13 protein-coding genes are annotated in these 11,749 nt (G+C 40.3%); 2 read left to right on the top strand and 11 right to left on the bottom strand.

The annotated features are described in order from the left end of the window. Window positions 1–126 precede the first annotated feature (126 nt). Window positions 127–981 carry a superoxide dismutase gene (locus tag PQ578_RS11960; protein ID WP_420541545.1) on the top strand — a complete coding sequence of 285 codons (855 nt, stop codon included), beginning with the start codon at window positions 127–129 and terminating at the stop codon, window positions 979–981. A gap of 52 nt (window positions 982–1,033) precedes the next feature. On the opposite strand, the gene PQ578_RS11955 is transcribed toward PQ578_RS11960, so the two are convergent. After that, entirely contained in the window at window positions 1,034–1,345 is a 312-nt protein-coding gene (locus PQ578_RS11955; protein WP_273834541.1) for a hypothetical protein, read from the bottom strand. 110 nt (window positions 1,346–1,455) lie between these two features. Then, complete coding sequence (locus tag PQ578_RS11950; protein WP_273834539.1) at window positions 1,456–1,659, bottom strand: YuzI family membrane protein; 204 nt, start codon at window positions 1,657–1,659, stop codon at window positions 1,456–1,458. 177 nt (window positions 1,660–1,836) lie between these two features. On the opposite strand from PQ578_RS11950, the gene PQ578_RS11945 reads away from it, so the two are divergent. Continuing rightward, a complete protein-coding gene (locus PQ578_RS11945; protein WP_166001311.1) occupies window positions 1,837–2,310 on the top strand; it encodes a glycine/sarcosine/betaine reductase selenoprotein B family protein in 474 nt (157 codons plus the stop codon). A 922-nt stretch (window positions 2,311–3,232) separates the two neighbouring features. On the opposite strand, the gene aceA is transcribed toward PQ578_RS11945, so the two are convergent. From aceA to PQ578_RS11900, 9 genes are all read right to left on the bottom strand, one after another. Next, window positions 3,233–4,513 carry an isocitrate lyase gene (aceA, locus tag PQ578_RS11940; RefSeq protein WP_098443023.1) on the bottom strand — a complete coding sequence of 427 codons (1,281 nt, stop codon included), beginning with the start codon at window positions 4,511–4,513 and terminating at the stop codon, window positions 3,233–3,235. Between the two features lie 26 nt (window positions 4,514–4,539). Beyond that, window positions 4,540–5,568 (bottom strand): aldolase/citrate lyase/malate synthase family protein, encoded by a 1,029-nt coding sequence (locus PQ578_RS11935; RefSeq protein WP_273834537.1) that lies wholly within the window; start codon window positions 5,566–5,568, stop codon window positions 4,540–4,542. After that, window positions 5,561–5,794, bottom strand: coding sequence for a hypothetical protein (locus tag PQ578_RS11930; RefSeq protein ID WP_273834536.1), 234 nt, complete (start codon window positions 5,792–5,794; stop codon window positions 5,561–5,563). Before PQ578_RS11930 ends, PQ578_RS11935 begins: the two co-directional genes overlap by 8 nt. 135 nt (window positions 5,795–5,929) lie before the next feature. Beyond that, window positions 5,930–6,427 carry a DinB family protein gene (locus PQ578_RS11925; RefSeq protein WP_273834535.1) on the bottom strand — a complete coding sequence of 166 codons (498 nt, stop codon included), beginning with the start codon at window positions 6,425–6,427 and terminating at the stop codon, window positions 5,930–5,932. Window positions 6,428–6,491: 64 nt separating this feature from the next. After that, window positions 6,492–7,883 carry a M48 family metallopeptidase gene (locus tag PQ578_RS11920; RefSeq protein WP_273834534.1) on the bottom strand — a complete coding sequence of 464 codons (1,392 nt, stop codon included), beginning with the start codon at window positions 7,881–7,883 and terminating at the stop codon, window positions 6,492–6,494. Window positions 7,884–8,028: 145 nt separating this feature from the next. Beyond that, entirely contained in the window at window positions 8,029–8,355 is a 327-nt protein-coding gene (locus PQ578_RS11915; protein ID WP_273834533.1) for a thioredoxin family protein, read from the bottom strand. 21 nt (window positions 8,356–8,376) lie between these two features. Next, entirely contained in the window at window positions 8,377–9,216 is an 840-nt protein-coding gene (locus PQ578_RS11910; RefSeq protein WP_273834531.1) for a DUF1206 domain-containing protein, read from the bottom strand. Window positions 9,217–9,508: 292 nt separating this feature from the next. After that, complete coding sequence (locus tag PQ578_RS11905; RefSeq protein ID WP_273834530.1) at window positions 9,509–10,387, bottom strand: metal ABC transporter permease; 879 nt, start codon at window positions 10,385–10,387, stop codon at window positions 9,509–9,511. Further along, window positions 10,384–11,748 carry a metal ABC transporter permease gene (locus tag PQ578_RS11900; RefSeq protein ID WP_273834529.1) on the bottom strand — a complete coding sequence of 455 codons (1,365 nt, stop codon included), beginning with the start codon at window positions 11,746–11,748 and terminating at the stop codon, window positions 10,384–10,386. The genes PQ578_RS11905 and PQ578_RS11900 overlap by 4 nt, the downstream gene beginning before the upstream one ends. Between the last annotated feature and the right edge of the window lies 1 nt (window position 11,749).

Raw genomic sequence — 11,749 nt, 5'->3', positions numbered from 1 at the left:
CCTTAACGTAAAACTCCATAAAGAGGGGTTACCCAAATGTTTCATATTAAAAACATTTATTAAGAGATTGAAACAATTTAGTAACACGACTCATATAGTAATAACGTCTAAATAAGAATTGAGGGGATGAGAGAATTGTCAGATGAACTGCTTGAATGGGGATATCTACTAAGAGATCGAGTCTTAGCTAGTAAAGCTCATGAACAATTGAAATCCCCCTTACTTCGTCGAACAGAAAAGTGGTTAGACGACATGCAACGTTCAGAAGAGCGTCTTGAAGGTGACCAAGAAAAGGCATGGTTTGAAGTAGCTCACAACTTGTATGATCAATGGCGAAACTTGCAAGAGAATACGACTTCCGTTCCGATCGGAGAACATACACTACCTCCTTTGCCATACAAGTACAATGCACTTGAACCAGCAATTAGTGCAAGGATTATGGAGCTACACCATGATATTCACCACAAAAGCTATGTTGATGGATTGAATAAAGCGGAACTCGCTTTACAGGAAGCTAGAAAGAACAATGATTTTGACCTCATTAAGCATTGGGAACGTGAATTAGCTTTCAACGGAGCGGGTCATTATCTTCACACATTATTTTGGAGTGTTATGAGTCCTAAAGGTGGAGAACCGGATAGTGAACTCCGATCTGAAATTCAAAAGAGTTTTGGCTCCTTTAATCAATTTAAGCAACAGTTTACGAATGCTGCGAATAAAGTAGAAGGTTCCGGCTGGGCAATCTTAGTTTGGTCTCCCGTATCAAGAAGACTTGAAATTCTTCAGGCAGAGAAACATCAAAATTTGAGCCAATGGGATATCGTTCCCCTCCTTGCCATCGACGTATGGGAGCACGCTTATTATTTACAGTACGAAAATAAACGAAAGCAATATATTGAGAACTGGTGGAGTATTGTTAATTGGAATGAAGTAAACAAGCGATTTGCGAAGGCTCGTCAATTAACATGGAAACCTTTTTAAAATGACAAAATAAAAAGCAAAGGAAGTCCTTTGCTTTTTATTCCGGTTATGATCAGTACGGTCCATATCCATAAGGGGGGCGTACTCCAGGATTTCCGGGATATCCATATCCTGGATAACCACCATAGCCAGGACCTGGATAACCATATCCTGGTCGCGGCGGAGGATAGCCATATCCACCACCATATAATCCTGGAATTAGAAAAGCACCTAATAAGCCTCCTGCAAGTCCTCCAGCGAGCCCTCCTGCAAAACCACCAATGAAGGGATATGGTCGCTGGTAAGCATATTGTCTCATTTCATGAGTCATTCTTGTTTCTGGGTATTGAAAGAAATTCCCCTGTGAGGGGAGATAATTGTCCATAGGTCTCCTCCCTTTCCTGTCGGCTATCATGATGGTTGCCTACAGTATAGGGTATGAGAGGTTTCTTATTCGGGAAGGGGCATTAGCGGAGTTATCCGAATTCTTAAGAGCTACAACCTCGGCCAATAAACACTAAACCAAACAACGATAACTCCCGATACAAATAAATAAAGTTCCGTTGTTTGTGAAATATGCGCAAAATACTCAAACAAGCTATGTCCAATAATAATTAAATTTAGTTGTAGTATTAACGTAACACCGCCCGCAACGGAGAGACCAAATCCGATTAAGAAAGTGAAGAAGCGAATGATCATTTGATTAAGGCGTTTCTTCTCTTTATCATAGCGGCCTGTCCCTCCTTGCTCTTTTACTATTCATCCTATTTCATAAGGAAGCCGTTTATGCTGGTCAGGACATTTTACTTTTGTTTTTTTTGTATACATGCTAAAACAAACAGGTACCATAAATTTTATTATGAAGGAGGAGAATATATGATTGAAAAAGTCGAACAAGCCGTTCAACAAAATTGGGTACCCTCTTTTCGTTATGAAAAGAATGAAACGAGTCCATTTACACCGTTTAATAAAGACTTAAGTAATGCTAAAGGTGCTTTAATCTCAACTGGTGGCTTTTATGTAAAAGGACAAACACCTTTTAATGATAACTTTGGACTTGGTGACCCATCTTATCGTGAGATCCCTGTTTCAACTTCATTAAAAGATCTTTCTATATCTCATGAGCACTATGATCAAACAAATGCGAGGCAAGATGCAAATGTCCTTTTCCCTCTTGATGTCATGAAAGAACTTCAAGAAGAAGGACGTATAGGTGAACTTGCCGAAACGCACTATAGCTTTATGGGATATATCCCAACACCTCACCCACTAAAAAATGTGACAGCTCAAGAGGTGGCGCAAAAGTTACTTAAAGAAAACGTAGACTTCGCTTTGTTGGTGCCTTCCTGACCAGTCTGTCAACAGTCGGCCGGTCTGGTCGCACGCGTACTTGAAGAAAACGGCATTCCAACAATCACATTAACAATGTCTAAAGAAATCAGCGAACAAGTTAACGTACCTCGCTCCCTATATAACCGCTTCCCATTCGGCAGCGCCGTAGGACAACCTAACAACAAAGAACAACACAAACAAGTCCTAAACAAAGCCCTCGACACCCTAGTCGAAGCCAAAGAAGGCGGAAACGTAGAAGAATCAGGAATTAAGTTTAAATAACGAAAAGTGGAAGTGGGCGGTTAGACACGGCAGGCACTGGAGCCTTTTCATTTGAACACGATCTTTGTGTTCAGTTGAAAAGGTGAAGTGACCGAGTGTCTGCCCACTGCAGCTAGACACGAAAAGCGGAGACGAGCGTTTAGAAACGGAGATATTGGAGCTCTAGAACTAGAACACGCCCTTTGTGTTCTGGTGAAAGAGTGAAAGAGTGAAATATCGCAGTTTCTGCGAGTCGTAGCTGGATCTCGCGAAAAGCGGAGACGAGCGTTTAGAAACGGAGATATTGGAGCTCTAGAACTAGAACACGCCCTTTGTGTTCTGGTGAAAGAGTGAAATATCGCAGTTTCTGCGAGTCGTAGCTGGATCTCGCGAAAAGCGGAGACGAGCGTTTAGAAACGGAGATATTGGAGCTCTAGAACTAGAACACGCCCTTTGTGTTCTGGTGAAAGAGTGAAATATCGCAGTTTCTGCGAGTCGTAGCTGGATCTACGAAAAGCGAAAGCGGGCCGTGAGAGATCCAAAACCAATTTCGCGGAATTCTTGGAAATATCGCGGAAATAAGTGTTTTTCACTCATTACCCTTCCTCTTTCTCATCCGCTTTCTCTATTTAAACGCATTCCACACAAAAACCGGCTGAATTTCAGCCGGTTTTTTCTCTTATTTCGTTGAAGTAAACTGCTCTTCTTCCGTTGAACCTTTTAAAGCAGTCGTAGAAGATGTTCCTCCTGTAATGACCTGTGATACAGCATCAAAGTAGCCTGTTCCAACCTCACGCTGGTGTCTTGTAGCAGAGTAACCATCTGCCTCACTAGCAAATTCAGCTTGCTGAAGTCTTGAGTAAGCTGCCATTCCATTATCCTTATAGTCTCGTGCAAGTTCGAACATGCTGTGATTAAGCGCATGGAAACCAGCAAGTGTAACAAATTGGAACTTATAGCCCATCTTACCTAATTCGCGTTGGAATTTAGCGATCGTTTCATCATCCAACTTCTTTTTCCAGTTAAAAGAAGGCGAACAGTTGTATGCTAGCAATTTTCCAGGGAAACGCTCATGTATAGCATTTGCGAATTTTTGAGCTTCTTCCAAATTAGGTTCAGACGTTTCACACCAGATAAGATCAGCGTACGGCGCATAAGCAAGGCCTCTTGCAATCGCCTGATCAAGACCTGGTTTCGTGTAGAAAAAGCCTTCAGGAGTGCGTTCACCTGTTAAAAATTCACCATCATATTTATCAACATCGCTCGTAATTAAGTTGGCTGCATTCGCGTCCGTCCGCGCAATGATTAACGTTGGTACGCCCATCACATCTGCTGCTAAACGTGCTGAAATTAAATTTTTCACCGCCTGCTGTGTTGGAAGAAGAACCTTTCCTCCAAGGTGACCACATTTCTTCTCTGAAGAAAGTTGATCCTCAAAGTGGACAGCAGCTGCCCCTGCTTCAATCATGGACTTCATAAGTTCAAAAACATTTAGCGCCCCACCAAAACCAGCTTCAGCATCAGCCACAATTGGCACAAACCAATCCCGATCGTGAATACCCTCTGAATGTTCAATTTGATCCGCTCGTTGGAGCGCTTGATTAATTCGTTTCACAACTTGTGGTACGCTGTTTACAGGATACAAACTTTGGTCCGGATACATTTGACCTGATACATTCGCATCTGCGGCTACTTGCCAACCGCTTAAGTATATGGCTTTTAAGCCAGCTTTCACCTGCTGAACTGCCTGGTTACCAGTAAGAGCTCCTAGCGCGTTAACAAAATCCTCTTCGTTAACGAGCTTCCATAACCTCTCTGACCCTCTCTTTGCAAGGGTATACTCAATTTGAATGGATCCCTGCAACCTCAACACTTCCTCAGGTGAATATGGGCGTTCGATTCCTTTAAAACGTTCTTGCTTCCAATTTTCTTGAAGTGATGCTGCCGTTTGCTTTGTCATAATTAATTCCCCCTAAGTTTTTTAAGTTATACAACCTTTGTTTGGTTCAAATCAGCCAATACACTTAAATATTCATGGCGCTTTTTCCAGATTTGATTTGGTTCAGGCATATAATGATTCCAAATGCCTTTTATCATCTGTATCAAACTGGTGTCTGTAACGCATTTACCATCAAATCCTTCTACCGCTTCTCGCGTGAGTGTTTCGAAAAGATCCGACTGTCTTTTCTTTTCACTACCCTCACTAATGACGTGGGTTTTTCGCTTGTGTCCAATACTAATAACAGATCTTGCTACGTCCGTTATCCCCCTGTTTCCTTCTAACAAGTGAATCCCCGCACAATGGTTACGTAGTTCATAAAGCATTTCTTCTGTTTGATGAACATTTTCCATTGTGATCGTGATTGTTGCTTTTATTGTGCCTTCTTTCAAATTCATTTCTCTTTCTAAATAAGTAAGAACGTTATTCCACCACTTCGCTTCCTCGTAAGTTGCTAGCCCTTGTAAGCAAAGGTATGGAGCTGAACCATTTCTTTTTAAAGTTTCAGTATGATGAAATACATAAAGACCAAAATCTACTAGACTAGCTGACATTTGCAGACCATTAATCGTATCTTTCCTTCTCCAGTCAGAAGGTGTAATCATTACGGCAATTGGTTTTTGAACCGTGTGAAAAAAATTCTTTTGAATAAACAACTTGAGATTTTCCTGTGCGATCAAACGATCAGTGAAAGAAAGCGATTCTGTAAAGTAATCAGCTATAAAAAGATTGGCCCCAGATTTTTGAGGTACCGACTCTAATGGAGAGGCCGAATTCTTGAGAACGACGCGTCTCTCTTGAAGGTCTTTACGAACAGCTTTTACTTCCCAACTAGCTTCTCTTATATCCTTTGTTTCCATTAGAAGTTGACCATTCGATGTGCGATTTTGCTGTTCTTCTAACTGATGTAGATCTTGATGAAAGCGATGATGAAGCTTCTGTAGAAACATCATCGCTTCATGTGTTAGTAAGTCACTTCCGTGAACGTTAGCGCTTTCAACAATTCCATCAAGCACAGCTTTCCCTCCTATTCAAGCCTACCGCTACTGTTACAACGGTGACATCCAACGCAACCTTCTCCCTCACAGTGGTGACAACCATCATTTTTTCTTTCTTTCCCATGACAGTGCGGACATTCAAGTTCACCATTTCCATAACAAGTGTAACAATCCATTTTAGATTCCCTCCATCTGTTATAATACAATTTGTTTTATTTGTTAGTATTATATAACAACTTTCCAAAAGTGTTCAACCTTTTTTTAGAAAATTTAAAATTCCTGTGTTTTTTACAAATACTAGCGTCTAAACTTGCTTTTTGACACATTTTTTTGTAACCAAACAAAAAAACGCGTGAATCACACGCGTTTTTGACTGTACTCATACAGATGCTTTTTTCCAAAGTTCTTTTATACCTTGAGCTCGTTTTATGCCACTAATTGTTCCAAGATGAAGATTCTCATGATTCATTAGAAATAATAAAAGTTCTCCAATTGTCTCGAGTTCCAAATAAGAGCCTATTGAAAATTCATATTGAAGCGGATCGCGAAGTTTACCTTCCAACTCCTTTATACGATTAATTTGCTCTAATAAGTAATATTTTATCTCTGCAAGTGAAGGCGGTGATTCCGCCCATTGCTCAGGTCGCGTACCTGCTTTAAATAATGGTGAGTAACTTCCTGGAAGACTCTTTTCCATATCTGTAAAGCGGTCTAAAGCAAATTCAGCCGTCACAAGAATATGCCCTAAATTCCAACGAACCGTATTCGTAAAACCTTCCGGAAGGCAATCAGCTTGTTCTTCTGTGATAGCATCCAGTGCTTGAATCGTACGATAGCGCCAAAACGTAAATTGCTTTAACACTTGCGAATCATTCATTCTACTTCCACCTCTCCTATTAGTGTCACTTCATAAAAAGGGTCAACACCCTGTGACTGTTCCATTATTGAGATAGCAACTTAACGTCTGCTTCATTCCCTGCATCTCGTGCATAGTCAATTGCAGTATAACCTGCTTCATCTTCCTTTAAAGGGTCCCCACCAGCTGCAAGAAGCACTTTATAAAGATCGTTTCGATTTGTTGGCTCCATGTAAGCAATATAAATAAGTGGGGTCCACCCATCCTGATCTTCAAGATTTGGATCTGCTCCAGCGACAAGTAGAAGTTCAACTTTAGAAACAAAGCCATTTTGACTTGAAACCATGAGCGGAGTCAAACCATAATGATCATTTTGATCAGGATTCATTCCAAGATCCAGGAGCGTCTCAAGCATTTTTTCATCTTCCGGATATTCTGCTGCATAATGAAGCGCATTCCAACCATCAGAATCCGTTGCCTCCAGATTGCTGTTTGAGATCAGTGACTGAAATTCCGCTTCATCTTCTGACATAATGGCTTCCATAAGTGGGGTAATGCCTGTAACCTCCCCATCATCAAACACACTTTCCTCCTCAAATACTGAGGAAAGGGACGGAATAATCACTTCCGATGCAACTACCGCTGATCCTACTCCACCTACAAAGAAAAGAAAAATGATTAGTGAAAGTATGACTATTTTCTTTCGAGGAGCAGGAAAATGCGTTTCTTCCCGCATATTCATAAAAGTCTCCACTGCAGCTATTCGTTTAGGTAGTGGTGGATGGGTCGACAGCAGTTCACTTAACCACACAAAAATGCTTCTCTCAGATTGGAGTTGCATGATATATGCATCTTTGTTCACACTTTGGTATAAGCGCTTGCCTACCGCAAGAATCATTAATCCGTTCCCGGCACACTCTCCATCTTCAATGAAATACGCCCCCATTCGATCACATGTATATTCACATGCTCTAGAATAGGCTGAACCTAGAAAAGGAACGACATTACCTGGTAACAGGAGGATTTGTTTTAAAATATGATTTCGTTTAATATGAGCGAGCTCATGAGCAAGAATAAACGTCACTTCATCCTCAGCACCTTCTTCAATCAGTTCAAAGATATCTGAATAGAGTACAACAAAATTACGACCTAATAACCGCGTCGCAAATGCATTTAAGATCCCTGCCGATTCCACCACATAAACACTCGGAACTTTAAAAATGTTCATTTCTTTACATAGATCATAAACCTTTTGATTGATTTGAGGGTACTGGTTATCAGTTATCTTTACTCCATTGCTTCTGATTTGACCAAGAAAAAGGCCATGGCTAAAAAAGGAAACCAACCATAGTAGTGCAATAATCACGATTCCAATAACTGAAAAAAACAAAAAAATATAAGTGAGAATACTAACTACTAATAAAATAATAAAAAGAGATGTTTCAGAGGTTGAAGTGAATTGTTTGGAGTGATTCATTCTACTGTCACATAATTCCTTTCCAAAAGAGATATGTTCAGTATACTGAATTTTCCATTCCAGTGTATATGTTTTTCAAACAAAAAACACCCCGAAAGTTAGTTTTTAACTCTAACTTTCGGGGTGCACCACCAAATGAGTGTTTTTAGTCCAACATTGTCACAATTCGATTAAGCGAAGAACGAAAAGATTCGATGTTGACAAACCTGGCTTCTCTAATGCTTTCTTTACCATTAACATACAGCAAAAGAACAGGTATTGTAAAAACTGAAAAAGCTCCAGCCGCTTCAGGAATTTCATGAACATTTAGCTTTTCCCGCGTAATTTGTGGAAAATCCTTAAGTACATCCTCAACTTGAGGCAACAGTGCATGACAAACTGAACAATTCGTACCATATAAGTACAAAAAGTACAGGCGATTCTGTTCAATACCTTCTTTTGCTTCTTCAAGTGTAACTTTTTTCAGTTCCATCACCTTCTTACATCGTTGCGATTATGAAAAATTCATTCTTCTATTCTTTCCTTTAACGAACATAAAGATGCCGTAAGCAATAAATCCAATAGCTACTAATCCAAGCAGAATAGCGCCGTATGGTTGTTTCGCTAGTTCTGACAGTGCGCCATCAAGCCCTTTTGTTTTATCAGGGTTAGCTGTAATCGCTGTTTGAATAAAGAACACACCCATCATAGTAAAAACAACGCCTCGAGCTGCAAGGCCAATTTGTCCAGCTCGCTTACCCCACCATTCTTCTTGATTATGCATTTCATACTGTTTGAGTTGCTTCATAAATGATTTCTTATACCCTCTGATTACCTGATAAACACCAAAACCTATAAAACATAAGCCGATAAATCCAATAACCCACTGGCCAAACGGTTGGCCTAATAGTTTAGCAGACATTGATTGTTTACCACCAGAAGATGAACTACCTGCTCTCGTAATAATCGAAACAGCGTTATACGCAAGGAATAAATGGATGACACCAGCGCCAAAGAATCCTGTTCGTATTAAAATACCTTTTGTATCATTGCCATAACTATCAGGATCTTTAATTGCCTGGATGCCTTTCCAAACGGAGTAACCGATTAATCCTACAATAAGAATCCATAAAAGGGCTTCACCAAAAGGTTTTCCTGCAATCGTTGCGAAAGCCCCTTTAGAGTCCGTTGTTTTTCCTCCAGGACCAAACGCTGCCTGAAATGCTAGAATTCCTATAATTAAATATACAATGCCTTTTGCTGCATACCCCATTCTTGCAAGGCCTCTAATCCAGGGTTTTACATCGTTTGACGCTTGTTTTGCTTTGTGTTTTGCTGCTGTTCCAGTCTCCATCATCATTCCCCTTCCATTGATCTCAGATCATTTATCCACTCTCTCTATTCCCAAAAATTATTACTTTCAACCTAAAAGGGTAATCTTTTTTCAAACCATTATTAGGAAAATTGATCTATTATAAAAAAAATAGCTCTGCAAGCGAATCCAGCATTCGCTTACAGAGCTGTTAATTGAGGAGATAGACTTGTGGGCACAAGCTATCGCGTTTCTTTACTATACTACAGATCACGAAATTTTCATATAGTTTCGAATCATTTCTTTTGCGATTCATCGCGTTAAACAATTAAGATCATTCAGTGATAAGCCTTTTCCTTGCGAGTAGCTTTGATAATAACCCATATCGAGGTGACAAAATAAACGTTGCGGCGAAGATAAGCCCTGCAATAGAAGCCATCGAACCTGAGATGGAAATATTCCAAACGAGCGCAGCATAATAACCACCTATCGCTGAAATCACGCCGATTATTGCACTAATGAAAAGCATGGCAAGAAGTTTATCTGTTAATAGATAGGCGGTAGCTCCGGGAACAATTAACATGGCCACGACAAGAATTGCACCAACGCTATCAAATGAAGCAACGGTTGTAATGGATACCATCGACATCAATAAATAGTGAATGAACATGACAGGAATGCCAATGGCCGTGGCCATCGCTGGATCAAACGAACTAATTTTAATCTCTTTATAAAAGAGAAAAATGAGAATCAGATTAATAATTAGAACAGTACCAAGCATCCACACAGCTGATGGACCAAGATCCATGCCACCGATTGTTAATGTGTTCCATGGAATGAATGTAATTTCTCCCATTAAAGCATGGTTCACATCTAGATGGACTTTACCTGCAAAAGCAGATAACAGAATAACTCCAAAGGCAAACAAAGAAGTGAAAACCACTCCGATTGCCGCATCTGATTGTACGCCACTAGAATGTAGCACCTGCACTAGAAATGCAGTTAACAACCCAATGATACCAGCACCAACTAGCATATAAATCCCTTCTAATGAATGGCTAACAAGGTAAGCAAGTACGATGCCAAGCAAGACGGTATGGCTAATGGCATCGGCAAGCATCGCCATTTTTCTTAAAATAAGAAAACAGCCAATGATGCCACATGATACACCTACAAGAGATCCAGTAAGCATAATCCATGCTCCATAACTCATAATGACTTCACCTCTTTCTTACGTTTTTCCGCACTTTGAGATGACTTTTCCTTTCGTAACGTTTCTCCTTCACCAAAATATTCGGGCTCAAGCTTTGGTGTCCGCTCATGAATGGCCATTAGTTGTTCAAGCTCGTGCAGAGTGGAGGAACCAATATTTTTATAATCCCAAACATCATTCGTAGCAAATTGAAGAGAAGCAAATTTCATCTCATACATCGTATATATTTCGAAAAGGCGATTATTTAATACAATTTCATGTGCTTCATATCCGCCCGACTTTGTTAAATACCACAGGTCTTCTTTTCTGTGAACATATCCTTCTTTTTGAAGTCGTTTTAGATTCGAATCAAGCTTTCGAACCGCCATTTTCCTTCTAGAGAGAAGCTCCTCTTTAGAGAAAAGAAGTTTATTATTCGTTATGCTTGCTTCTTCTGAAAGATCATACATCGTTTGAAGTACAGTTTCTCTTGCAACGATTTTTCGAATTCGATAGAGCTTTAATCCTTTTGAAACTAACCCACGGTTAGGAGCAAAGATCAGTGAAATTAAAAAGATAACCGTTGCCGCAAGAACAATGACTGGACCTGTCGGAAGTCGATTTGCCATCGAACTTAACAACGTTCCAAGCATGCCTGATAAAGCTCCAATCGTCCCAGCTACGATTACCATACGATCAAGTCGATCGGTCCAATACCTTGCTGAAATAGCAGGCGTAATGAGCATTGCCGCCATTAGGATTACACCAACTGCCTGAAGCCCAATAACGACAGCACTTACGATCAAAGCCATCAATAGTCCATTAAGCAGACCTGTAGGCAACCCAATTCCTTGCGCAAATTGACGATCAAATGTAAACAACTTCAATTCCTTAAACAATAACCAGGTTACAATAAGAAGGACAATCGCTACGCCAGATATGACGCGAACATCATTCCCTACAAGCGATGCTGCCTGACCGAAAATAAAGTCATCTAGCCCGCTTTGATTTCCATTCTCGGATTGAGCTATCTTGGTAAGAAGAACAATACCAAATCCGAAGAACACAGATAAGACAAGTCCAATCGCCGTATCTTCCTTAATACGCGAATGATTAATAATGACCTGAATGAAGTATGTGGCAAGCAAACCAGATAAAGCAGCACCAACTAGAAACCATCCTATTGATTTCGTCCCATAAAGTAAGAAGGCAAGGCAAATACCTGGAAGGGCTGCATGCGCCATTGCATCTCCGATCAAGCTTTGCTTACGCAAAAGAGCAAAACTACCTAAAACGCCACTTGCAACCCCGAGAAGAATGGTTCCAAAAAGGACCCACTGTGTGTTTGCATCTTGTAACGTTAAGATTAAGTCATTAAACATA

This window comes from Guptibacillus sedimenti (genome assembly GCF_028610665.1).
Lineage (GTDB): Bacteria > Bacillota > Bacilli > Bacillales > Guptibacillaceae > Guptibacillus > Guptibacillus sedimenti.
Note: the sequence above shows the minus strand (reverse complement) of the source record. Positions and strands in the feature narration are given on the sequence as shown.

Bases quoted from the DNA above. Each gene is read 5' to 3' on its own strand.
- PQ578_RS11960 (WP_420541545.1), top strand. From the start codon at position 127: ATGAGAGAATTGTCAGATGAACTGCTTGAATGGGGATATCTACTAAGA.
- PQ578_RS11955 (WP_273834541.1), bottom strand. From the start codon at position 1,345: ATGGACAATTATCTCCCCTCACAGGGGAATTTCTTTCAATACCCAGAA.
- PQ578_RS11950 (WP_273834539.1), bottom strand. From the start codon at position 1,659: ATGATCATTCGCTTCTTCACTTTCTTAATCGGATTTGGTCTCTCCGTT.
- PQ578_RS11945 (WP_166001311.1), top strand. From the start codon at position 1,837: ATGATTGAAAAAGTCGAACAAGCCGTTCAACAAAATTGGGTACCCTCT.
- aceA (WP_098443023.1), bottom strand. From the start codon at position 4,513: ATGACAAAGCAAACGGCAGCATCACTTCAAGAAAATTGGAAGCAAGAA.
- PQ578_RS11925 (WP_273834535.1), bottom strand. From the start codon at position 6,427: ATGAATGATTCGCAAGTGTTAAAGCAATTTACGTTTTGGCGCTATCGT.
- PQ578_RS11920 (WP_273834534.1), bottom strand. From the start codon at position 7,883: ATGAATCACTCCAAACAATTCACTTCAACCTCTGAAACATCTCTTTTT.
- PQ578_RS11915 (WP_273834533.1), bottom strand. From the start codon at position 8,355: ATGGAACTGAAAAAAGTTACACTTGAAGAAGCAAAAGAAGGTATTGAA.
- PQ578_RS11910 (WP_273834531.1), bottom strand. From the start codon at position 9,216: ATGGAGACTGGAACAGCAGCAAAACACAAAGCAAAACAAGCGTCAAAC.
- PQ578_RS11905 (WP_273834530.1), bottom strand. From the start codon at position 10,387: ATGAGTTATGGAGCATGGATTATGCTTACTGGATCTCTTGTAGGTGTA.
- PQ578_RS11900 (WP_273834529.1), bottom strand. From the start codon at position 11,748: ATGTTTAATGACTTAATCTTAACGTTACAAGATGCAAACACACAGTGG.